The 21942-nt window shown below is 71.8% G+C and carries 17 protein-coding genes; 4 read left to right on the forward strand and 13 right to left on the reverse strand.

Annotation, left to right across the window (positions count from 1 at the left end; translation table 11 throughout):
• The first annotated feature begins 479 nt into the window (after positions 1 to 479).
• Positions 480 to 1322: a PfkB family carbohydrate kinase gene (locus tag WME79_RS39035; RefSeq protein ID WP_437525519.1), complete on the forward strand. Its 843-nt coding sequence runs from the start codon at positions 480 to 482 to the stop codon at positions 1320 to 1322.
• Between the two features lie 101 nt (positions 1323 to 1423).
• Here WME79_RS39035 and WME79_RS39040 read toward each other — a convergent pair whose 3' ends face one another.
• The 3 genes from WME79_RS39040 to WME79_RS39050 all read right to left on the reverse strand — a co-directional run bounded on the left by WME79_RS39040 (position 1424) and on the right by WME79_RS39050 (position 4186).
• A complete protein-coding gene (locus WME79_RS39040) occupies positions 1424 to 1663 on the reverse strand; it encodes an MbtH family protein (protein WP_437525521.1) in 240 nt (79 codons plus the stop codon).
• A 329-nt stretch (positions 1664 to 1992) separates the two neighbouring features.
• Positions 1993 to 2886, reverse strand: a complete 894-nt coding sequence (locus tag WME79_RS39045; protein ID WP_437525523.1) for an ADP-ribosylglycohydrolase family protein — start codon at positions 2884 to 2886, stop codon at positions 1993 to 1995.
• A 397-nt stretch (positions 2887 to 3283) separates the two neighbouring features.
• A complete protein-coding gene (locus WME79_RS39050; protein ID WP_437525524.1) occupies positions 3284 to 4186 on the reverse strand; it encodes a hypothetical protein in 903 nt (300 codons plus the stop codon).
• 237 nt (positions 4187 to 4423) lie between these two features.
• Between WME79_RS39050 and WME79_RS39055 the strand changes: the two genes are divergently transcribed.
• Positions 4424 to 4741 (forward strand): putative quinol monooxygenase, encoded by a 318-nt coding sequence (locus WME79_RS39055; RefSeq protein ID WP_437525526.1) that lies wholly within the window; start codon positions 4424 to 4426, stop codon positions 4739 to 4741.
• On the opposite strand, the gene WME79_RS39060 is transcribed toward WME79_RS39055, so the two are convergent.
• The 3 genes from WME79_RS39060 to WME79_RS39070 all read right to left on the reverse strand — a co-directional run bounded on the left by WME79_RS39060 (position 4722) and on the right by WME79_RS39070 (position 10836).
• Positions 4722 to 5624 carry a LysR family transcriptional regulator gene (locus WME79_RS39060; RefSeq protein ID WP_437525528.1) on the reverse strand — a complete coding sequence of 301 codons (903 nt, stop codon included), beginning with the start codon at positions 5622 to 5624 and terminating at the stop codon, positions 4722 to 4724. The two genes, WME79_RS39055 and WME79_RS39060, sit on opposite strands and share 20 nt — an antisense overlap.
• A gap of 123 nt (positions 5625 to 5747) precedes the next feature.
• The gene (locus WME79_RS39065; protein ID WP_437525530.1) at positions 5748 to 6548 is read right to left on the reverse strand and encodes a hypothetical protein; all 801 of its coding nucleotides are present in this window, start codon (positions 6546 to 6548) and stop codon (positions 5748 to 5750) included.
• A 331-nt stretch (positions 6549 to 6879) separates the two neighbouring features.
• Positions 6880 to 10836: a protein kinase domain-containing protein gene (locus tag WME79_RS39070; protein WP_437525532.1), complete on the reverse strand. Its 3957-nt coding sequence runs from the start codon at positions 10834 to 10836 to the stop codon at positions 6880 to 6882.
• 997 nt (positions 10837 to 11833) lie between these two features.
• Here WME79_RS39070 and WME79_RS39075 point away from each other — a divergent pair.
• On the forward strand, positions 11834 to 12241 hold the full coding sequence (locus WME79_RS39075; protein WP_437525533.1) for a hypothetical protein: 408 nt from the start codon (positions 11834 to 11836) through the stop codon (positions 12239 to 12241).
• 207 nt (positions 12242 to 12448) lie between these two features.
• Here the strand turns inward: WME79_RS39075 and WME79_RS39080 are convergent, their stop codons facing one another.
• Both WME79_RS39080 and WME79_RS39085 read right to left on the reverse strand, forming a co-directional pair.
• A complete protein-coding gene (locus WME79_RS39080; protein ID WP_437525535.1) occupies positions 12449 to 12901 on the reverse strand; it encodes a LamG domain-containing protein in 453 nt (150 codons plus the stop codon).
• 119 nt (positions 12902 to 13020) lie between these two features.
• On the reverse strand, positions 13021 to 13311 hold the full coding sequence (locus WME79_RS39085) for a hypothetical protein (protein ID WP_437525537.1): 291 nt from the start codon (positions 13309 to 13311) through the stop codon (positions 13021 to 13023).
• Between the two features lie 422 nt (positions 13312 to 13733).
• Here WME79_RS39085 and WME79_RS39090 point away from each other — a divergent pair, with 422 nt between their 5' ends.
• Positions 13734 to 15773: a right-handed parallel beta-helix repeat-containing protein gene (locus tag WME79_RS39090; RefSeq protein ID WP_437525539.1), complete on the forward strand. Its 2040-nt coding sequence runs from the start codon at positions 13734 to 13736 to the stop codon at positions 15771 to 15773.
• A 13-nt stretch (positions 15774 to 15786) separates the two neighbouring features.
• Here WME79_RS39090 and WME79_RS39095 read toward each other — a convergent pair whose 3' ends face one another.
• The 5 genes from WME79_RS39095 to WME79_RS39115 all read right to left on the reverse strand — a co-directional run bounded on the left by WME79_RS39095 (position 15787) and on the right by WME79_RS39115 (position 21770).
• Positions 15787 to 16659: a DNA-formamidopyrimidine glycosylase family protein gene (locus WME79_RS39095; RefSeq protein ID WP_437525540.1), complete on the reverse strand. Its 873-nt coding sequence runs from the start codon at positions 16657 to 16659 to the stop codon at positions 15787 to 15789.
• 79 nt (positions 16660 to 16738) lie between these two features.
• On the reverse strand, positions 16739 to 19489 hold the full coding sequence (locus WME79_RS39100) for a hypothetical protein (RefSeq protein ID WP_437525542.1): 2751 nt from the start codon (positions 19487 to 19489) through the stop codon (positions 16739 to 16741).
• A 312-nt stretch (positions 19490 to 19801) separates the two neighbouring features.
• Complete coding sequence (locus WME79_RS39105) at positions 19802 to 20542, reverse strand: phytanoyl-CoA dioxygenase family protein (protein ID WP_437525544.1); 741 nt, start codon at positions 20540 to 20542, stop codon at positions 19802 to 19804.
• Positions 20543 to 20574: 32 nt separating this feature from the next.
• On the reverse strand, positions 20575 to 20874 hold the full coding sequence (locus WME79_RS39110) for a hypothetical protein (RefSeq protein ID WP_437525546.1): 300 nt from the start codon (positions 20872 to 20874) through the stop codon (positions 20575 to 20577).
• Positions 20875 to 21125: 251 nt separating this feature from the next.
• Positions 21126 to 21770 carry a DUF2267 domain-containing protein gene (locus tag WME79_RS39115; protein ID WP_437525548.1) on the reverse strand — a complete coding sequence of 215 codons (645 nt, stop codon included), beginning with the start codon at positions 21768 to 21770 and terminating at the stop codon, positions 21126 to 21128.
• Between the last annotated feature and the right edge of the window lie 172 nt (positions 21771 to 21942).

Below are 21942 nucleotides of genomic sequence, written 5' to 3' on the forward strand. Positions count from 1 at the left end.
CCCGTCCTCCCGCGGCCCGCGACGAGCGCGGCGGCGAGGCATGGCGCAGGGCACCGGATGGATCTGTTGAATGCGTGATGAAGCACGGTGTTGATCTCCTCTGGACATGGATCGTTGATGAGAAGCCGCGCAGACGACGCCCTTCGGCCAGCGCGCTGTCCCGGGTTGCGCGTCGCGCGGCCGTCGCGCGAGCGTCTCCGCTCACCAGCGCGCGACGGCGGCTGGCCCTGGCGCGCAGGAGGGCGCGGCGGCGCGGATCGGGTGTGGCTCGACGGCCACCCCCGTTCCTACGCCGCGGCCGTCCGGCTTCTGACAGGCACCGATCGTCTTTTCCTGCGCGCGCCGCCGGCCATGCCCGGCGAGGGGCGTCGCCGGGCATGGTGGGCAGCGCGGGGGGCTGGGGAGGCGGGCGTGCTTCGGCCGGGCGACGGCCAGGACGCGCCCGCGCGGCGCGGCACCGCCGTGCTATGTCGAGCGGCATGGCAGCGCCGCGCATCGCCGTCGTGGGTCACGTCGAGCACGTGACGCTCGGCCGCACCGAGGGCGTCCCCCAGCCGGGCGACATCGTGCATCTGCTCGACACACGCTTCCTGCCCGGTGGGGGCGGCGGCCTCGCCTTCGCGCAGCTCTGCCTGAGCGACGCCGAGATCCACCTCTTCACCGCGCTCGGACACGACGCGACGGCGCGCGCCGTCGAGGAGCGCATCCGCGTCGCGCCGGGGCGCGTGCACGTCCACGCGGCCGTACGCGCCGTCGACCACCCGCGCGTGGTCGTCGTCGTGGACGCCCAGGGCCGTCGCACCATCATCGTCACCGGAGCCCCGCTCCAGCCCGCCGTGACCGACCCGCTCCCCTGGTCGATCCTCGCCGGCTGCGACGCCGTTTACTTCACCGGCGCCGACCCCGAGAGCCTGCGCCTCGCGCGCGCCGCGCGCCGCCTCGTGGTGACGGCCCGCAGGGGCGCGGCGCTCCGGGCGGCGGCTATCGCGCCCGACGTGGTCATCGGCAGCGCCTCCGATCCGCGCGAGAACGCCCCGCTCGACGCGTACGACCCCTGCCCCGGCGCGCTGGTGCTCACCGACGGGCCACGGCCTGTCCGCGTCCTCCGCCCGGGGGGCGCCGCGCTGGTCAACGCGCCGCCCGCGCCGGACCGCGTCCTCGGCGAGTACGGCGCCGGCGACAGCTTCGCCGGGGCCCTCACCTACTATCTCGCCCACGACCTCCCGGTCGAGGAAGCCTGTCGCCGCGCCGGACCGCACGGTGCCGCGGTGTTGCGCGGGATCGATCCGCTCGAGACGCAGATCGGTCTCATCGCGCCGTGACTCGGATCCACGCGTGCGTGGAGGTATCCCGGCGCTTCGGTCGACGTGAGTGGAGGGACGCCTTCGAGCCCGCTCCACCCCATCCTCGCCTCATGGCAGCGTCAGGAGAGCCACTCCGCGCGCGCTCGGGCGACCTCCGCCGGGGCGCATCCCTCCGCCGGGGCGCGCAGGCGCTCCCATGCCTGCTCGATATAAGCGAGGCATTCCATGATGGATCCCTGCTTGCCGGCCTCCCGTGACCCGCGCGGGATCGCTCGCTCGACCGGGCAGACGGTGTACTGCTTCTCGTGATCGACGACGACGCGATAGGTGGCTGCGTCCTGCCGCTCTTCCTGGTTCATCTTCCCCTCCGCGGGTCGGCCCGATTGCGCTGCGGGGTCGCACCATAACCTCGGCCCCCGCGCCGTCGAGCCGGAATCGCCGAGCACGGATCGCATGATCAGGCCGTTTCCGGCGAGACGGCGTCATGCCGGGATCGATGCCCGTGTCCTGGCATCGAGCATCGCACGATTCACCTGGGCTGGCGCCCTCTCACCGAACGCAGCGCGCCTTGGCCCCGGCTAGGCCGACGATGGTTCCGGCGCGCTCGCCTGCGGTGGCGAGGCCCTGCAGCCGCGACCGTTCGGAAATCCGCGGAAGTCCGCGATCTCTTCATCGACACAATGCGTCGTCAGCCAGACTGGCGTGGTGGAAGGAGCTTCGCGAACGCGTCGATTCCCTCCAGAATGTGAGCGATTTCAGCGATGGACCGGAGCCTGGACCAGGGTAAATCCGAGGAATCAAGCGCGACGCCCGCGACTTGGCCGGCAATCGCGGCAATTGTATCGGTGTCCCCTCCAAGCCCCGCAGCTTCGGCCAGCAGCGCGTCCAGAGAAGACGTGCTCGATCGCGCTACGTACAGCGCGAGCGGCACGGCATCAACGACGTGGCCCGAGTTCCCATACCTGGTTGCGACCACGGACGCGGGCTCGCAGAGCGGTTGGATCTCGAGCAGTCGATCGCGCACCGCGGAGTCCGGCGTGATGGCCGCGGCTTCCTCCAGCGGGTCGCGGGAGGCCGCCCAGATGCGAGCCCGAATTGCGGCAACGACGGCGAGCGCGCCTGCATAGGCCTCATCATTCCTGTGAGTGATGCGGGCGACGTCGCGGATGACGCGACGGGCTCGGTCGGTCTCCGGGTCCAGCAGGAACGCCAGCGGCGCGACCCGCATCGCGGCTCCGCTGCCCGCGGCGAACTCGCCCGATGCGCCAGATAGGGCCCAATGCGCGCCCACGGAGAGGTCGCGCAGCGCCTTCAGCGTGGCAGAGCCCACGCCGGCGAGGCGCCCGGCCGCGAACCACGACGCGAAGGATCTTGCGATCTCCTCCGGTGCGACGACGCCGCCCACTCGGACAATCGCCTCGCATGTCGCCAGCGTGAGCCACGTGTCATCGGAGATCCGCGGTGCTGCCGGAAACGGGGCGATCCCGACAGCGGTGCCTCCCTCGTAGGGCCCGCCCCAGGCGTCCCCGAGTGCTCCCGCGAGGAGGCAATTGCGGGCGATGTCCGTCAACGTTCTCGTCATACCCGTGCATTGTCGTGATACGCGGCGACCCGAGTCAAGTTGCTCTGGCTCGACCTCACCCGACGCGTCCGCGTGGCAAAGCTGTTGCCGGGCGAGCGAATCGTTGCGGCCTCGCCCTGGCTCTCTTCGGCTTCATCGCGCTGAACTACTGGACACGCCGGTACACCATGCGCCCCTGGTACGAGAGGGAGAAGCTCACCGACCGGGTGAGCGGCCAACTGGCAGAGAGCATGGGGGCCGCGCAGGGGGGTCCGAGTGATGCGCGGTAAACTGGTCGCGCTCGAACGGGCTCGCCTTCCTCGGGTCCACGGCGAGCAAGGAGCAGGTGCCCGCCTCCACGGCGGCGCGCCGGAGCGAGAGGATCTCCTCGCCTGTCTTCACGGTCGGCGCGTTCCAGTCAGGAGAGCACGTCGGTCGCAGTCTTCGCCCCGAGGACGTTATCGATCCAGCGATCGAGGATCGCGATGTCCGTGCATGCGTGGACACGCGCGCTCTCGTTCGCGGTCAGCGTGATCCCTGCACGCGCAAGCAGCCGCAGCAGCGTGTCCCTCTTGCCCTCACGTAGGCCCTTGAGCTCGCCCTCACGTAGCCCCTTGAGCTCGCTGCGATCCATGAGCTCCCGCACGAACGGAAACCTCGCCTCGTCTTCGATCTGCCGTTCCATGACCAACGCCTCCAGAGCCCGCCGCATGGGCTCACGCAACCCGCTCCAGATGACCTGAAAGTAGACCATCGCGTGCTCCTGGTCGAGCCGGCCAAGCGCAACGAGCGCGGCCTGGAGCACGGTGAGCCCGTTCGGCCCGTTGCCGTGCGCCACCGCCGAGAGCACGGCGAGCTCGGTCTCCCTCTCCGCGTCCGCGGGGTCGGTCATCTCGGGGACGACCGCCGGACCGAGCACCAGCGGCTCGACGTTTCCGAGGCCCAGGCCGAGATCGATGTTCTCCGCCGCCCAGACAGCCACGCTGACATCCGGTGCGATCACGAGGATGACCGTGCCGCAGCGCTTCTTGGCGCGCACGACCGTGACGTACGTTGGCCACGAGAACTTCTTGTCCGGGTCCACATCGCGCTGAACCTCGACGACGATCGCCAGCACGAGCGTGCCGCTCGCGTCTCGAAGCTCGATCACCAGGTCAGCACGGAACTCCACCGGGATGAGCTGGTCGAGCGACGACTCGACCACCCCGACCGAGGTGTGTGGCGGCACCTCGAGGTGGAAGAGCGTCGCGAGCCAGTGGGGCGCGAGCTCGGGGTGCTCGCGGAACATCTCGACGAGGGCGTTGTGCTCGAGCGTCGGCATGACGCTCGGCCTCGAGCACACCCCATGCCGACACGAAACGACGCAAAAACACGGGCTGAGCCCCAACTCAGGGGTGGCGCCGCCATGGCGGAGGGTCGCGGCCACCCTTCCGGTGAAGCGCCCATCCACGGCGCTGATGGATCCATCCAGAACATCGAATGGTCGGCCGGACGGGCGTCGTTACAACTCTCCTTACCGAAGCGCGGCGCGCCGTGCGCCGCCGAAGAGGAGGATCCCATGACCGCTGCTTCCCCGACCAACGTGACCCTCTCCCTCCTGGCCCGCATCGAGGCCAAGCCCGGCAAGGAGGCCGAGGTCGAGGCGCTCCTCCGCTCCGCCGTCGGCCTCGCCGTCGAGGAGCCGCGGACGGTTCACTGGTTCGCGCTGCGCATCGGGCCGTCGACGTTCGGCATCTTCGATACCTTCGCGGACGAGGTGGGGCGCAAGGAGCACCTCGCAGGCCGCATCGCGGCCGCGCTCATGGCAAAGGCGCCGGAGCTGCTCGCCACACCGCCCGTCATCGAGCACGTGGACATCATCGCCGCGAAGGGGTGACCGGCCGCGCCCGGGCAGCGCGCGAGAGCAGCGCGTCCCAGAAGAGCTGCAAGCCCGGCGCTGGTGTGCGATCGCCCGAGCGCACCAGCGCGACAGTGCGACGGAGGGCCGGGTCGACGAGCGGGCGCTGCGACGCGCCTGTCAGGAGCACCGAGTGCTCGGGCATGAAAGCAAAACCCAGCCCCGCGTGCACCAGGCTCTGGACCCAGTCCTCCCGATCGGTGCGGTACGCCGCGTACAGGTCCACGCGCCGCGCGGCGCACGCGCCCGTCACCTGCTCGCGCATCTCGCAGGCGAGCCGATCGAGGTAGGGCTCGCCGTCCAGATCCTCGAGCCGCAGGCCCTCGCGCGCGGCCAGGTGGTGGCCGGGCGGGAGGACCACGACGTAGCGCTCCTCGTAGAGGGGCGCCACCACGCACCAGTCCGGGACAGCGTCGCCGAGGTTCGAGACGATGACGTCGACCTCGGCCTCCTCCAGCCGCCGCAGGAGCTCACCCTGCACGGCGACCGCGATCTCCAGCTCCACCCCCGGCGCCTCCGCGCGGAACGCCGCCAGCGAGCCCGCGAGCCGCGCGGGCCCGATGGTGCAAAGGATGCCCACCCGCAGCGGCACCTGCTTGAGGCGCCGGTGGTTGTCCGCGATCACCTGGACGGCCTGCATCTCGTCGCGCAGCCGCTGGAGCCGCGGCAGCACGCGCTGCCCCAGCGCCGTGAGCTTGGCGCCCGCACGCTCGCGCAGAACGAGCGGCCCGCCCAGCTCCTCCTCGAGCTTCTTGATGGCGGCCGTGAGCGCGGGCTGCGACACCGCGCACCGCTCGGCCGCGCGCGTGAAACTGCGGGTCTCGGTCACCGCAAGGAAATACCGGACCTGGTGCATCTCCATGGCCGCGCATCTTCGCCCGACGACGCCGCCCGCGCCAAGGAGGGCGGAGCGCTCGCTCGGCTCCGATCAGAGCTGCTGCGGGATGAAGATGACCGGCGGCCCCTCTCCTCAGGAGGGCAAGGGTCACCGCAGCGCGGTGGTGACCACATAGCGCGTCTCGCCGAACTCCGGATCATCGCATTCCTTGTAATACTCCCCGGAGCGGTTGAGCTTGCCGCAGTACTCCTTGCAGCGCCCGACGATCTCGATCATCCCGCAGCCCTCGAGATCGCCGTCCGCGTCGAGGTGGCCCGCGGCGCAGTCGCGCTTCGCCGCGCGCGCGACATCGACGTTGGCCGGGTTGTAACAGGCGCGCAGGTACGGCGTCTCCGAGAACAGGTTCCCCCAGAAGGCCCCTTCGACATGAGGGTATTCGTCGAGCTCGCCGCACCCAACCTCGTGATGCAGCGGGTTCTGTCGGGAGCGCATCGAGATGCTGACCGAGACGCCATAACGGTTCGTGTGGGCGGCGAGGCACGCGGAGACCATCCGCTTGCCCTCGTCGTCGAGCGGGCGCCGATCCCACTGGGGCGCGAGGCCGAGATGTCCGGGATAGACCTCCTTGTGGGTCACGCCCGCGCGATCGGTCCAGGAGAAACGGAACGACTGGGACTCCTTGAGCGCACAGCTGACCGTGTACTTCACGAGCGACCGGAAGAGATCGCCCCGCTCGCCGGGAGCCTTCAGGGCGGAGGCCGCCTCCGGCCTCAACGCGTTCGCGCTGAGCGCGTTGGCGCTCAGCGCATTGGCGCTCAGCGCGTTGATCGTCAGCGCATTGGCGCTCAGCGCATTACCGCCCACGATCGCTTCAGCGCTCGTGTTGAGCTCCTCTGTCTCCACATGCGCTTCGAGCTCCTGCTCGGACGCGATGCAGCCAGTAGCCACGAGAAGGACACCTGCGCATCCAAGTACAGCCTTGATTTTCACGTGATGAGACCTCGGTAGCGAGCCAAGGGAAGCACCCACGCTCCCCGATCACAGCACGCCCTCCGGTGCGTCGTTCAACACAACGACAACCGGGAACTCTCCACGTCTAGGCTAGAGTACGGTGATTCACCTCGGCTGTCAGCTATTAAATTGACGTCCGCTGTGAATTCGCCCGTGGCAAAACTGCGCGTAGTTACGCCAGATTACGCCAGATTACGCCAGATTACGCCAGGTTCCGTTCAGCAGCGCTCAGCGACGTTCAGCTACGTTCAGCTACGTTCAATTACGTTCAGTTCCGACCCGTTCCGACCCACTGCGCCGCCAGCTCCAGTGTGCGGGCGTTGTCCGGGACGTGGGAGAGAAAGCGCCTGCGCCACTCGGGATCGCGGACGCTGGCGGCCCGGTCGAGCAGCTTGTCGCGCGCCGAGGAGATGGCGGCAGCGGCCCTGGCCGCGTCGCCAACCGCGGAGAACGCCTCCGCGTGGACCAGCCGGATCATCGACTCCCCCTCCTCGATCCCGCCGAGCGACTCGAGCGCTGCCAGGGCCTCGCCGGCGGCCGCGAGCGCCTCGGCGGCGCGCCCCAGCCCGATCAGCGCCCGGGCGCGGATCGCCATGGCCGTGACGCGGAACGGCGACGCGCTCTCCAGCGCCTCGGCGAGGCGCGCCTCGCGCTCCGCGCCCGCGAGATCACCGGCGAGCAGGGCTATCTTCGCGAGGTACGAGCGCGACACCACCTCGGCGCGCGGGTCGCCCAGCCGCTGGCTCGAGGCGAGGGCCGCCTCCTCGACGGCCCGCGCCTCGGCGAGCTTGCCGCAGTAGGCGAGGACCTGCCCGAGGCTGGCCTGCGCCGCCGCCGCCACCTCGTGCAGACCCATCCGCTCCGTGGCCTCCAGCACGGAGCGGAGCGCCGCCTCGGCGCCGCCGAAGTCGCCGAGCTCCCCGTAGGAATAGCCCAGGTTCGCGCGGGTGATGCACGCGTTGCGCCGGTCGCCGACCTGCTCGAACGCCACCAGCGCGGCCTCCAGGCCGGTGACGCAGGCGCCGGGATCGCCCCCGCTCATCGCGCGGAAAGCGCGCGCCTGGTGCAGCCCCGCGACCACCTCGGCCCCCGTTCCGGCGCCGGTCGACGCCCCGTCGCCCATGGCGCGCTCCACCTCCGCGATGAGCCCGTCGACGATCGCAGGCCGTCCGGCGAAGGCCAGCGTCGAGGCGCCCATGGAGAGGCAGGTGCTCCTCGCGCTCTCCGCGCCTTGCGAGGCCGTGACGACGACCGCCGCGCCCATCCACCGCTCCACGCGGTCAAAGCCGCCCAGCTTGCTCGCGGCCGCGACGGCCTGCGTGACGGCCGCGAACCACGGCGCCGAGCCGGGCGCGAGGTGCCGCGCCGCGTCGGTCCCCCGCTGCTCGGCGAGCGCGAGATCGCCCCGCCACACGTGCGCCTCGGCCTGGACCAGCCGGAGCGCCCCCACCACCGCGGGCTCCGGCGCGCACTCGAGCCCGCGCTCGGCCCGCGCGATCGCGGCGCCGAGATCGTTGCCCTCCAGGGCGTGCTGCGCCGCGCGGAGGTACGCCGCCGCGGCCCGCGCGGGCACGGCGCCGCGCTCGAAGTGCTCCGCGAGCGCCATCGCGTCGGGCTCGCCCGCGCCCTCCAGCCAGGCGCCCGCCAGCGCGTGGCCCAGCCGCCGGTCGGCCTCCGTCAGCATCCCGTACGCCGCCTCGCGCACGAGCGCGTGTCGGAAGCGGTACTCGACCTCTCCCCGCATCCGCCCGGGGCCGCGCCGGTGGACCACCTCACGGCGCTCCAGCTCCGAGAGCCAGCGCGTCACCTCGGCGCCCCCGAGCAGCGCGCTCACCGCGCTCGGCCAGAACGCCTGGCCGAACACGCTCGCGGCCCGCAGCACGCGCCGCGCCTCGGCGTCGAGCGCCTCGATGCGCGCCTGCACCATCGCCAGCACCGTCTCCGGCAGGTCCGCGCCGTGGCCGGCCGCCACCGCCCGGACCTGCTCCTCCAGGTAGAACGGGTTGCCGTCGGCCCGGTCCACCAGCGTGGCCACGAGCTCCGCGCGCGCCTCGTCGCCCAGCGCGGCGCGCACCAGCCGCTCGCTCGCCCGGCGCGTGAGCGGCGGCAGCATCATCTGGTTGCCGAAGCGCCCCTGAGACAGCCCCGGGAAGGCCTCGTGCACCTCAGGTCGGGCCAGCCCCAGCACCAGGAACGGCAGATCCCGGAGGCTCCGGAGCGCCGCCTCCACCATCGTCTGGGTGGGCAGGTCGCCCCACTGCAGGTCCTCGAGGATCAGCAGCACCGGCTGCCTCGTGCACTCGGCCCGGATGAACTCCTCCCACGACAGCCGCAGCTGATCGCCCATCAGCTGCCGGTTGCGCCGCGCCGCGCCGACCCGGATGTCGTCGTCCGGGAACGGCGCGCCCAGGAGCTCGCCAAGGAAGGCGCTGACGCGCCCGACGTCGAGCTCCGGGTGGCGCTCGACCCGCGCCCTCACCTTGCGCCGCCGCTCCTCCAGCGGCTCGCCGTCGACGATGCCCATCGCGCTCCGCAGCGCGCGCGACAGGAGGCCGAACGCCGAGCCCGAGCTCATCGGATCACCCTGGCCGACCCACACCTCCACGTGGGCGCCGTCCGCCAGGTCGGCGCCGCCCCCGCCGCGCGCGCGATCGGCCGCTCGCGCGTTGCGCGCCGACACCTTCTCGAGGAACTCCTGCCGCAGCCGCGATTTGCCCATGCCGGCCGCCGCGACCACCAGCAGCGCGCCGGAGGTCGACTCCTCGATGCTCCGATCGAGCTCCGCGGTCAGCACCGCGAGCTCCCGCTCCCGCCCGAAGCACGCCACCGGCTTGCCCAGCAGCGCCGGCGGCGACGTCACCTTGAGGTCGTCCCGCGCCCCGTGGAGGAAGCGCGCGCCGCCCTCGCTGCTCGTCTCGAACCGGCCGCCCAGGAGCCCCGCCGTCACCTCGTCGATGCGGACCGCGGCGACCGCGCCCGGCTCGCCGCGCGACGGCAGGAGCTGGACCGCCCGGTCGATGAGCTCGCCCATCGGGATGCGCGACGTCAGCTCGGCCCGGCCGGTCACGAGCGAGACCTGCGCACCGCCGAGCAGCCTGCGCAGCGCGAGCGCGCAGCGCGCGGCCTGCGCGGCGAGATCGGTGGCCGCCTCGGCGCTCGTCAGCACGAGCAGCGGCGATCGCGCGTCGATGAGCTCGATCTGGCCCTGGTAGCGCTCGGCGAGCGCGTAGAGCTCGTCGGCGCGGCCCGTCGCCCGCGCCTGCTCCTCCTCCTGCGAGCGCGTCACCTCCTCGGGCGCCGAGCGCTCGTGCGCGAGCACGAGGCACGTGACGCGCCGCTCGCTGCTCGTGAGCTCCAGGACGGGCGCCAGCGCGGCAGGGTGGGCGCCGTCCGCCGCGCCCGCGCGGCTGAGGTCGATCGCGCGGAGCTCCTCGGCGACGGCCGCGCCGTCGCGGGGCCGCCCGTCTGGCTGCTTCGCAAGCATCCTGGTGACGAGGGCGTCGAGCTCGCCCGGCAGCTCGGGGCGGACCTCGCGGAGGCGCGGCGGCTCGTCGAGCAGCACCTTGACCAGCACGGCGAGGGCCCCGGCGCCCTGGAAGGCGGCGCGCCCGGTGAGGCACTTGAAGAGCACGCAGCCGAGCGCGAACACGTCGGCGCGGGCGTCGACGCGCCGCTCGCCGCGCGCCTGCTCGGGCGCCATGTACTCCGGGGTCCCGAGGACGGTGCCCGGCAGGGTGAGCTGCTGGTCGATCCGGAAGCGCGCGATCCCGAAGTCGAGCACCATCGCGCGATCGAGCCGCCCCTCGGCGAGGAGCAGGTTGCTCGGCTTGAGGTCGCGGTGCACGACGCCCTGCCCGTGGAGGGCGCCGAGCGTCTCCGCGATCCGCGCGACGACGTCGACGCTCTCGGCGGGGGTGAGCCCTCGCCGCGCGATGCGCTCGGCGAGCGTCTCCCCGGCGAGCCACTCCATCACCAGATACGGCTTGCCGCCCGCCGCGACGCCGTGGGCGATGTACCGGACGACGCCGGGGACGCGCAGCGCCGAGAGCGCCTCGACCTCGCAGGAGAAGCGGCTGAGCTCGCCCTTTTCGGCGCGGCGAAGCACCTTGAGAGCCACCGTGTCGCCGCTTCGCCGGTCGCGCGCCCGGTAGACGTGCCCCATCCCGCCCGAGCCCGCGAGGCCCTCGATCTGGAACCGCTCGTCGACGATCTCTCCGACGCGCATCAACGGCCGTGAATCCAGCGATATCACGCGCGCCGCCCTCCTGGTCTGGATACAGGCCCGGGATGGTAGGGCGACTCACCTCCACGGCGGCCGCGACCGAATCGAACGCGCGATGCGACGCGTCAGGGCTGGAGTCTCACGAAGCACAGGCCGGGGCGCTCGGGGAGGACCGGCTCCGCGCACGCGCTGGCCGCCCGCCGGTGCGAACGAGGGGTTCTCGACGGATACGGACGTGTGTGCAGGCCGTCCGGGTGGTGCACCGAGCGCAGGTGAACCGTCGACGACGAGGGCGTCCGTGATGGGCGAACGGCTCCGGCGCCGGAGAGGGCGCCGCCGGGGGCCGTGTTCTGTGGGCTCGCTTCAAGGCATCTGAAAAGCCATCGAGGAGCGCATCGCGCCATGTCGATAAGCCACGTAGTCGCGCCCTGTCGATGGGCTGGTCTGGCGCATCGCAAACCTCGTCATCGAGCTGGCGAAGAGACCTGCCTGCGCCATCGACGAACGCGAGACTGGCCCGGAGGATCCGCGCGATAGTCCTCCACCTGACCTCGGGGCTCGAGCCCCAAGGGAGCGAGAGCCAAGTCCCCCGCTGAGCCGATGCTCGACACGTCCATCGCGCGCGGCCCTGCCGACCCCCGCCGACGGCGCCCGGGGGTGAGCGCGCTCCTCCGGCGCGGAGGCGGTGCGCGCCCGGAGCGGCGGCCCTGGGGCGCGCTCGCCGGCGGGCCGGCACCTCCACCCGCCGCGTGGCGTCAGGACGTCCGCGCGGTGCGAGCGAGGACGGAGACGGCGCTGGACGGACATCATGAATGAAGTTTTTCTCTCCTGACGTTATCTTCGCCTCGGCGGCGTTTGTGATGAAGATCTTGTCCCCCGACTCCGTCTCCGCCTGAGCGGCGTTCGCGAGCTGGCTCGGCGACCAAGGTGGCTGTTGACTTCCACCCGCAGAACTGCAATGTCTCTCGCTGCGCTTGCCCTTACCCACAGGAGACGTCGGATGTCGATGAGCAAGAAGCTGATGAGTGCCGTGTTGATGACCGTCGGCATTGGCTTTGCTGGAGCCGCGTGGGCCGCTGGCGGGACCGCGGACCTCCCCGCTTCCGTCGCCGAGAAGAAGGATTTCGGCTGCGGTGCAAAAGGACAGAAGGCCTGTCCGATGCAGGGCTGGATGAAGTCGGTGATGCAGTCGGCGACCACGAGCGGCGACGCCGCGAAGATCGCGGAGGCGCTGGAGTACGTGGCGAAGAGGCCGCCGAAGGGCATGGACAAGTGGGTCGCGATCTCGAACGACGGCATCGCGAAGGCCAAGAAGGGCGACATCGACGGCGCCAAGGCGAGCTGCAAGGCCTGCCACGATCTGTACAAGGCGGAGTACAAGGAGAAGCTCCGCGACGCCCCCTTCTGAGGCGCTTCTCTCCTCTCTCGCTCTCTTCCCTCCCTCCGCTCTTCCTTCTGCGCGCCCAGAGCGCGCATTCTTCGGGCAGCCCTGGACGGTCACGCCGGGGCTCGCCTGCCGATCTGCGGTGACGGCCATGGAGCCGGCCCGCGGCGACGGCCATGAGCCGACCCGCGGGCCAGAGCCCCCCGTTGGGTGCGCGCTGGGCCGTGCAGCTCAGCAGCCGCCGCCGGCAGCCGCGCAGATCTCCTGGGGCGTGAGCGTCCGGCCGAAGATGCGGAGGCTGTCGAGCAGCCCGTTGAACTCGTCTTCCCCCGAGGGCTCGTCCGAGCCGATGTGGACGGGCTGTTCGCCGGAGGCGATCACCGGGCCAGAGGGGCTCCGGTCGACCTCGACGCCGTTCACGTAGAGGCTCTGCGTCTGGCCGTCGGAGAGACAGGCCACGTGCGTCCACTGCCCGGGAACGATGGGGTAAGTCACGTTCCGCTCGACGCCCATGGTGCAGCGGAGCTGTCCGCCCGGCATCAGGAAGAGCGAAGGTTTCCCGCCGCTGTCGATCACGGTGAATCGCCGCTTGTCGGGGAGGGAGGCGGGGTTGATCCAGACATCGATGGTCATCGCGGAGGCGGTCCATGCGGCGTCGTGGCGGAAGTAGAGTTTGCTCCCCATCGTCAGCGAGAGCGCCTGGCCGGCCCGGCCAGGCGCGTACTGCAGGCTGCGCGCCCGCTCGGGCGTGAAATGATGCTGCGAGGCGTCGTCGGGGTTCCCCTCGAACGCGAAGCACGCGATCAGCGCTGGAGCTGCCGCCCCGCACAGCGGCTTGGGAGCGCCATCGGGCTCTTCGACCTGACCGCCACCGGGTCCTTCTGCCGGATCCTCGCCGGGTTCTTCTGCCGGATCCTCGCCGGGTTCTTCGACCTGAGGGCCGCCGGGTTCCTCGACCTGAGGGCCGCCGGGTTCTTCCGCCGGAGCGCCGTCAGGCTCTTCGACGGGAGCACCGTCAGGTTGTCCGGCGATGGCTCCGCCGGGTTCTTCAGCGGGAGCGCCGCCAGGCCCTCCGGGTTGAGCTTCGGATTCACCTGATCCGCCTGTGCCGCTCGTTTCGAGGGAGCAGCCGGGCAGCGACAAAAGAAGCACGGCGACGCCGGCCAGGCGATGTGCAGATAGATGGGATTTGCAAAACATACTGCGTTTCCTGCGGGGCGCTCAGCGTAGCTCAGAACGCCGCTCCCTGTCACCGTGCCTCGCACGAAGGCTCGATTCGCGCCGGCGCGCCAGACGCCGATGCAGTGAGAAGAAAAATGCACCACAGAGGCGCAGAAAAAGAGGCGCGGAGTGCATGGCGGCCTCTCGCTGCTCTCTCCTGTGAAACCTCCGCGACTCCTGGGTCGCGTTTGCGCAAAGAGAGGACCGTGAGCGCGGACGGGTCGGCGGTTTTTTACGGTGGTGGACGACAAGTAGACCGTTGCTCGACGTCGTGGTCCGATTCATGGACGGATTCATGAACCGACGCGGGGCTCCGCTCCTGCTGCTCACGGCGACGTGGCTCCTGGCTGGCTGCGACAGGGAGGCTCCCCCACCTCGGCCAGCCGAGACGCCTGACGGCGGCGGCGGAGGAGGGGGGGCGGCCGCGCCGGGGTGCGCGCCCGGCGAGCGCACGACCGATTCTGGGTGCGAGCCCGCGGGCATCCCGCCCGAGGCCTGCGGCGCCGGCTTCACGCCGGGCGACCGAGCGTGCGCGCCTGTCCTGCCGAATGCCCCCTGCCCTGCGGGGACGATGGCCGTGCCGGGCGAGACCGCCTGTCGTGAGGTCGCGCCGTGCGGCGAGGCGCCATGGGGCGACATCCCTCTGGACGAGGAGACCCAGCACGTCGACGGCGCCTATGCAGGGAGCGACTCTGATGGCACGCCGGAGAGGCCATGGACGACCGTCGGCGAGGGCCTCCGCGCGGCCGTGCCCGGCGCGGTCGTCGCGATCGCCGCGGGTGCGTATCCAGAGGACGTGATCGTCGACAAGCCAGTACGGCTGTGGGGGAGGTGCCCGGCGCTCGTCCAGATCGCCGGGGCAGGGCCGGACACGGCCGCGGCCATCGAAGTCGGCGCGGGCGCGGACGCGGCCGAGATACGGGGTGTCGCGGTCCGCAGCGCGGGACAGGGTATCCTGGTCTCGGGCTCAAGCGGCGTCGTGATCGACGAGGTCTGGGTGGCCGGCGCGGGCGCGCAGGGCATCAAGGTGGACAATGAGCAGGGCCCGGCAGAGCTCACCGTCCGTGGCTCGCTCGTCGAAGGGGCCCATCGGGTCGGCGTGCACAGCGCGGGCGCCGAGCTCGCCATCGAGTCGTCCGTCGTCCGAGGAACCCTCGAGTCCGGCGAGGTCGAGGGGACGGGCGTCGGCGCGAACAGGGGAGAGGGCAACACGCCGGCCTCGATCACGATACGCGCCTCCATCGTCGAGCAGAGCCACGGAGTCGGCGTGTACCTCATTGCCTCCGAGGCGATCGTCGAGGACAGCGTGATCCGCGACAGCACCGGAATCGACACCAACGCCGCCGGGATGGGCGTGCTGGCGATCCGGAACAGCCGGGGCCAGCCGAGCCAGGTGACCTTGAGGCGCAGCGTCCTCGAGGCCAATGAGGAGGCGGGGATCTGGGTCCAGGGCTCGTCCGCCGTGGTCGAGGATACGGTCGTGCGCGACACGCGGCCTTACCCGGACAAGCTGGCGACGGGGTGGGGCATCTACATCGCCGCCGACCTCGAGGAAGACCTGCGCTCCGAGGCGACCCTGCACCGCGTGGTCGTCGAGCAGAGTCGCTACGTGGGCGTCGCGATCCTGAGCTCCGACGTCTCGCTGGACGGCGTGCTCGTGCGCGACACCTTGCCGCGCGACGGGGACGGCAAACACGGCGTCGGGCTCGCGGTGGCCTCCCGCGGCACGCTGCGTGGCGACGTCACGGCGCGCGGCTCCGTGGTGGAGGGGAGCCGCACCGCGGGTGTCTTCATCGAGGGCGCCGACGCGACGCTGGAGCGGGTCGCGGTCCGGCGCACGCTCCCGCAAGCGTCGGACGGGCGTTTCGGCCGAGGGATCGAGGTCCACGCGCTGGGCGCGCAGGACGGGCGGAGCGGCCTCGTGCTCCGGTCGTCGCTCGTCGAGGAGAGCGTCGATTCGGGGCTCGCCCTGTTCGGATCTGTGGTGACCCTGGAGGAGACCACGGTCCGCAGCACGCGGAGTTCAGCCGATGGGCTCCAGGGAAACGGCGTCACGATCGTCAAGGACCTCGGCGACTCGGAGGCCACGTTGACCGGCGTGCGCATCGAGGCGAGCGACGGCGCCGCCGTCGCGAGCTTCGGCGCCTCGGTGGCGCTCGCGCGCAGCACCATCGAGTGCAACTTCATCGATCTCAACGTCGAGACGGAGAGCGGCACAGCGGGCAAGATCACCGACGGCGGCCAGAACCAGTGCGGCTGTCAGGGCGTGAGCATCCCGTGCAGGGCGAAGAGCGCGGGGCTCGCGCCGCCGGAGCCGCTGCCGGAAGGGCTGTGACGCCGGCCTCGCCTCAGCCCGGATCCCGCCTGGCGCGGCGCGGATCTCCCGCTGCGCTCCGCCGCGCCTCCGGCTGGCAGGCCGGGCAGAAGATCGCGTCGTGCCCGTGGACGCTCGCGCGACGGAGCTTGTCGCCGCAGCGCGGGCACGGCTGGCCCGGACGCCCGCGGACCTTGAGGAAGTCGCGCAGCCTCTCGTCCAGCGCCGGCGCGCGCCGGGCGATCGTCCGGGTCGCGTCGCCGAGGACACGGGCGATCGCCGCGTGCAGGCGGTCGGTCTCCTCCTCGGAGAGGCTCTGGACCGTCGCCTTCGGGTGGATCCTTGCCTCGAAGAGCACCTCGTCGGCGTACGCGTCTCCCATGGAGTCGAGCGCCGTCCCGTCCATCAGGAAGTCCTTGGCGAGGTCGCGCCGCCCGCGCGCGGCGGCGCGGAACGCCTCCTGCGTGAACACCCGAGGATCGAGGACGTCGAGGCCGACGCGCTGGAGCCCGGGGATCCTGTCGAAGTCGCCCCGCGCGAGCACGTGGACCTTGCTCATCTGCACGTCGTCTCGGACCCTGAGCTCGCGGCCGTCCCCGAGGGTCAGCGAGAAGGCGAGATCGGTTGGAATCCGCGTCTCTCCTGGCCGCGTGATCGAGAACCGCCCTGCCAGCATCGGGGAGATCACGAGATCGAGCGCGCGCGCCCCGTCGAGCTCGAAGACCACGGCGTGCGCCCGCCGCGCCACGCGCCGGATCTCCGCGCCCGGCAAGAGCGCGTCGAGGCGCTCCGGGAGCAGGACCTGCAGCACCACCGAGTTCTCGGCCCGCGCCGCAGCTACGGTCGCGCCTGCAAGCTCGCGCGCTAGGATCGGAACGACGTACTCCAGGTCCGGGCGCTCGGGCACGCCTCCAGGATACAGATCTCGCCGCGAAGATCGCGCGACTTCGGGCGAGGCGCGAAAAAGAGGGGCGGCGGCGGGCTGTTCAGGCGCTGATCCGCGCTGACTCCTCGCCGAGCGCGGCCTCACCGGCGTCGCCCCGGCTCGGCCGCTGCGCGCCCTGGATCACGAGATCCTGGCGCCTGGCGAGCGCGTACACGACGCGGATGAGCGCCGTCTTGAAGGCCTTCTCCGGCGGCGGGTTCAGGTGCACGACCCTGCGCTCGCCCTGCTGCGTGACATGGCTCGCGCCCCGGGGCTCGCCCCGCTGCGCGACGGGGCTCGCGCCGCCGGGCTGGTCCTCCTTCGGCTCCTCGACCTCCAGCGCGATCGGGATGGCCCCCCGGGACTCGAGCGCCGTCCGGATCTCGTCGAAGCGGAGCTCGCCGCCCGCCCGCCCCGCCCCGTCGGGCGGCGGCGCCTCGATGCGGACGAGGTCCTGCCCGCCCTCGCCAAGGAGCTCATCGTAAAGAGCCGTTACTCCGGGCACGAAGGCGCTGTGGACCATGAAGTAGTTCTTGATGCGCTCGGTGCTGACGAGGCTGACCCGCACGGCGAAGCCGCACTTGTCGGGGGCAAGGAGGCTCCGGACGTGCTCACCCTTCGCCACCGAGGAGAACTCCGCGAGCACATGCAGCGTCCCGCCGTGCGCGAGCTCTCGGCTCGCCAGCGCCCGCGCAAAGCGGATGACCCGCATCGCCGTGCGCGCGTCGCGATCGAGCCCCTCGGGCTCGCTCAGGAACACCGCCGCGGAGAGCGGCGCGCCGCGCGCCGCGCAGCGCACCGCGAGCGAGGCGAGGTCGTGCCCGTGCTGCGTGTACACCGTCGCGCTGCCCCCGCGCGGGAGCGAGAGCATCGCCCCGTCCGAGCCCGGCGGCGCGCCGCCCGGACCGGGCGTCACGCCGAGCGAGGCGAGCCGATCGGGGAGCGGCATCCGTTCGTCCCCGCGCTCCCCGAGGACCAGCGTCACCTCGATGCCCGGCACGAACCGCGCGAGCGCCTGCAGCAGCGAGGGCAGCGCGGCGCTGTACCCGATGATCAACACCCGCTCGATCTCGCTGAGGTGCAGCGAGAGCTTCGCCGCCCACTCGTGCGCCGCCGTCGCGCCGTCCGACGCCGCGGCGCGCCCGATCCCCCGCCCTCTGTAGAGCTCTCGCCCGTAGTCCAGGAGCGGCGCATACGTCGCCGATACGCCGATGAGCCCTCTGAGCCGCTGCGCCGGCACCCGGCCCGCCCGCGCGCCGAGCGCCCACGCCGGCGACCCCTCGGGCGGATCGAGCAGCGGATTCAGCCACGGCTCGAGCCCCTCGACCGACACGAGCTTGCCCTCCTCGCGCTGCGGCACCGCTGCCTCGTTGCCGAGGAACACACCCGCCAGGATCACCTGCTTCTCGTAGGCAGCGCGCGCCATGTCCGAGAACGAGAGCTCGTGCTCCGGCGCCTTGCCGAGCTTGCCGACGGCTCCGACCGCCTCCTCGCCCAGGAAGATGTGCGTGTAGAACTCGGAGCCGTCCGCGGTCATGAGGTCGGTGTAGAGCGACTCCACGCCTGGCGTGAGCAGGTGCTGGCAGAGGAAGAAGCCGAGGAACCGCTGCATGTCGAGCGGATGTGTCCCGGGCCCGCCCACCTCCTGGATGAGATCGCGGTTCTTGCTCTCCTGCACCTCGACGAACACGTGGCCGTGCGGGTTCTGCGCCCGGAACGAGGAGAGCGCCATGGCCGTCAGGGCGTCGGCGTCGGGCCCCGCGTCGGGCCGCGCGAGGATCAGCGCCCGCTTCGCCTCGGCGGCGCCCACGAGCTCGAGCGCCTCCGGCTGCGCGCTGTCCCCTTGGCGGTAGCTCACCCAGCGCATCCCCGGCGCGTAGAGGTAGGCAGGCGGGTCGTCCTCGGTGCCGAGGAGCGCCATCCGCGGGAGCGCGTGCCGGGTCGGCGGGGGCCCGCGGCGGATGAGCCACTGCCAGAGCTCCGTGAGCCGGATGCTGCGGAGCGCGCGGTGGCGCTCGTACAGCCGGACGAACTCCTGCACCAGCATCTCGGCCTCGTGCACCGGGCCGATCACGAGCGCGTGCCCCGCGTAGCGGACCGGCCGCCGCCGCGCCGCGCGCACGACCTGGTCGACCACGTTGGCGCCGATGCCGATGATGAACGACGTGATGAAGACGCCCACCATGGTGAGGCCGAGCGAGACGACGGCCACGACGGGGTGCACCCGGAGGTTCTCGACGAGGTTGTCGGCGCTCTCGATCTGCCGGAAGGACCACCAGATCCGGTCGATGAAGGTGGTGTCCGGGGTCGGGCCGCGACCATCGAAGTCGTGCGTGATCGCGAGGTGGCTGAGCAGCACGGAGGCGCCGAACGCGAGCCCCCAGACGGCCAGCGTGACGAGCCCGAACTGCTCGAGCAGCTCGCGCCGCGTCATGATCGCGTAGAGGTCGATCGCGATCTCGCGCGTGAAGCGCAGGAGCAGGAAGAGCCGCGAGAGCCGCAGCATGGGGAGGGCGTGGGCGGCGTGCGCGTCGAGGATCCGCTCGAGCGGCAGGAAGCTGACCCAGGCGATGATGTCGAAGGCGAAGAGGAGCACGTCGAGGCGCGACCGCCCGTCCCCGCGCTGGTGGAGGAGGACGGCCCGGAAGAGGAGCTCGACGCCGAAGATCGCCAGGAAATACGGGCGGAGCTGCTCGTCGAGGCCCTGGATGGGCAGGACCGAGACGAGGATCAGGAGGGAGATCGCGGCCTTGACGGGGCGGGTCTCCAGCCCGCCGGCGAGGCGGTGGAGCAGGGGCAGGCGGGGCGCCATGGGCGGCAAGGATAGGCGACCTCGCGCGCGGCCGCTGTAAGCTCCCCGGGTGCCTGCTCGCCGATCGCGAGCCGGTCACGCGCGCGGAGGCCGCGGCGGCGCTCGCGAGGTCGGGTCCGGGCTCAGAAGAACGCCCAGCCCACGGTGGCGCTCAGGCGCAGCTGATCGATGGACGTGAACCACAGATCATGGCGGACGGTGACCATAAGGGCCTTGTTGGACAGGCCGCCCCACCCGCCGCGACAGCGACGCCGGCACCGGCGCGCGCGAGAGGGCGGGCGCCGCGGTGGCCAGGCGACGGACGGTCGCGCCTCACGTCGCCGGCGACATCCACTGACGTACGGTCGGACGAGCGAAGGTGTAAAGGGCGTCGATCGTGCGGCGTGGAGGAGCTCGAAGGTAAGTTGCGCGGTGAATCGACCACGCGTGGAAGATACACGCGTCTCCGGCGCGCAAGGCGAGGCGCGCGGCGTTCGGCATGTCCGGCGTGGTCCGATCGGCGCCCCTGCGGATCCGGAGCTCGTCCGGCGTGTCCCAGCGGGCGTGGGATCCGGGGACGATCTCGAGCCGATCGTCGTCTTCCAGCGCCACCCTGAAGTGGACCGATGTCGTCGTCGCGACGATTGCGCGCTCGATTTCTGGATCGGATTGGCCAAACTGGCTGTCTCGGTGCCAGTCCCCGTCCCAGTCGCGCCTGGTCTGCTCGTGGTAGTAATGCGCGTCCTTCAGGCGCGGGGCGTCGTCCTCTCCTTCTCCCGCTCCCGCGCACGAGAGGCCGGCGAGCAGCTCGCAGACGCGCCGGGAGCCGACAAACGCCGAGATGAGCTCCAGCGCGCAGGGATCGTCCTGAAAGCAGGTCACGCCGTCCGCGAGGAGCGAGATCCTGGGGGTCGAGTGACCCGTCTCCCGGGACAGCGCTCGTGTGCGGAGGAGCGCGGCGTCGCACGCGCGGCGGAGCGCGGCGCGCTCGGTGATGTCGAGGAAAGCGCGCGTGATGAAGTAGCCGCGCGCGCGAAAGGCGTCGATTCGATCTCTCGTTGACGTGCTCATCATGACCTCGCGACACTCGGGATCGCGGAGATCACTCAATGGATGGCCCGAGGCCCACGCATCGCCAGGGCGACGAGGGGGCTTTGGGGGAACGGCCCCGGACGATGGCGGCTCGAGACGACGAGACACGCGAGCCGCCCCGCGATCTCGAAGGTCGCGAGCGCAGCCGGCGCGCCGAAGTAATCGATCGGCACGAGATCGATGTTTCGCGCCGCCTTCGGCGTGGAACGCTCGTCGAGGATCTGCGCGAGCGCCTTCTGGTAGCTCTCGCCGGTCCGGGCCATCCTGGCACGGACGTCGGCGCGCAGCTTCTTGTGGTGGTGGCGGTTCCCCATCGGCCCTGTCCAGGTGATCTGCCGAGATCGGTCCTTGTCGGCCGGCACCGACGGAAGAGCGGCAGCATCACGAGCGAAGACCGCCGAAGGGCAGCGCCCTCTTCGCCCCTCGCGGAGCCGTGCCGGCGGCCAGCGAGGAGCCGGGCTCGGAGCAGCCCGTGTGGCGAAGTGTTCGCGGGAGCACGGCCGCTGTCAAGCAGGCGCCGGAGGCCCCGGCGTCGGGTGGGGCCGTCCGCGCTGCGGTTCGCTGCTCAGCGCTGCGTCTCGCTGACGGGGTGCTCGGGGCCGGGGTGCCCGTCAGCCAGCGTCTCTCGGAGGCGCTCCTGCGTCAGCCCCGGGCTGCTCGACAGCCTGGTGTCCGCGTGGGGATCGTCCGATCGGGCGACCGACTGCGCATGGGCCGCCTCGGGGCGCGCCTCGCTCACGGGGTGGCGGCTGCCAGGCCGGCCCGTTGCGAGCGTCGAGCCCTGGCCGATCTCGGGCGGAGACGCCGCGTGCGCCGGCCGCGGCGGGGGCGCTCCGGCAGAGCGCGGCGTGAAGAGGTCCGCCCAGTCCGGCAGGTGCCGCTGGAGCCGCCCGCGCTCGGCGTCGGGCAGCGCCTCGCCGATGACCTGGCAGACGGCCTGGGCGTGCTCCATGCCAAAGCCGCGCGGCGCGCCCTCGCGGCGGGCGATGCGGTCGTAGAGCTCGTCGCGATCGAAATCGCCCTGGTACGTGGCGCCGCGCACCGCGGCGGCGACCGGAACCGGCAGCCCACCGGCGACCGCGGCCGCCTCCTCCACGAGCAACCGCTCGCCGAGCGTCCGTGCTGTCACGGCGATCGCACGCTCGGCCTCATCGCGGCCCTCGAAGCCGGCGCGGCGCTGCACCTCCTCGACGAAGCGGTCGTAATCCATGAGGGGCCTCCTTCCGGAGACGATCCTTTGCGAGGCCCGTGCCAGGCGCGTGCGCAGGGTGAAGGATCCGGCCGGCAACCTCAACCTGGGTCGGGTCGCCCCACCTCGGCCGGCAACCTCAACCTGGGTCGGGTCGCCCCCTACCTCAACCTGGGTCGGGTCGTCCCACCTC

It is taken from the genome of Sorangium sp. So ce726 (genome assembly GCF_051521405.1).
GTDB lineage: Bacteria > Myxococcota_A > Polyangia > Polyangiales > Polyangiaceae > Sorangium.

Bases quoted from the DNA above. Each gene is read 5' to 3' on its own strand.
- WME79_RS39035 (WP_437525519.1), top strand. From the start codon at position 480: ATGGCAGCGCCGCGCATCGCCGTCGTGGGTCACGTCGAGCACGTGACG.
- WME79_RS39040 (WP_437525521.1), bottom strand. From the start codon at position 1,663: ATGAACCAGGAAGAGCGGCAGGACGCAGCCACCTATCGCGTCGTCGTC.
- WME79_RS39045 (WP_437525523.1), bottom strand. From the start codon at position 2,886: ATGACGAGAACGTTGACGGACATCGCCCGCAATTGCCTCCTCGCGGGA.
- WME79_RS39050 (WP_437525524.1), bottom strand. From the start codon at position 4,186: ATGCCGACGCTCGAGCACAACGCCCTCGTCGAGATGTTCCGCGAGCAC.
- WME79_RS39055 (WP_437525526.1), top strand. From the start codon at position 4,424: ATGACCGCTGCTTCCCCGACCAACGTGACCCTCTCCCTCCTGGCCCGC.
- WME79_RS39060 (WP_437525528.1), bottom strand. From the start codon at position 5,624: ATGGAGATGCACCAGGTCCGGTATTTCCTTGCGGTGACCGAGACCCGC.
- WME79_RS39070 (WP_437525532.1), bottom strand. From the start codon at position 10,836: ATGCGCGTCGGAGAGATCGTCGACGAGCGGTTCCAGATCGAGGGCCTC.
- WME79_RS39075 (WP_437525533.1), top strand. From the start codon at position 11,834: ATGTCGATGAGCAAGAAGCTGATGAGTGCCGTGTTGATGACCGTCGGC.
- WME79_RS39080 (WP_437525535.1), bottom strand. From the start codon at position 12,901: ATGGGGAGCAAACTCTACTTCCGCCACGACGCCGCATGGACCGCCTCC.
- WME79_RS39090 (WP_437525539.1), top strand. From the start codon at position 13,734: ATGAACCGACGCGGGGCTCCGCTCCTGCTGCTCACGGCGACGTGGCTC.
- WME79_RS39100 (WP_437525542.1), bottom strand. From the start codon at position 19,489: ATGGCGCCCCGCCTGCCCCTGCTCCACCGCCTCGCCGGCGGGCTGGAG.
- WME79_RS39105 (WP_437525544.1), bottom strand. From the start codon at position 20,542: ATGATGAGCACGTCAACGAGAGATCGAATCGACGCCTTTCGCGCGCGC.
- WME79_RS39110 (WP_437525546.1), bottom strand. From the start codon at position 20,874: ATGGGGAACCGCCACCACCACAAGAAGCTGCGCGCCGACGTCCGTGCC.
- WME79_RS39115 (WP_437525548.1), bottom strand. From the start codon at position 21,770: ATGGATTACGACCGCTTCGTCGAGGAGGTGCAGCGCCGCGCCGGCTTC.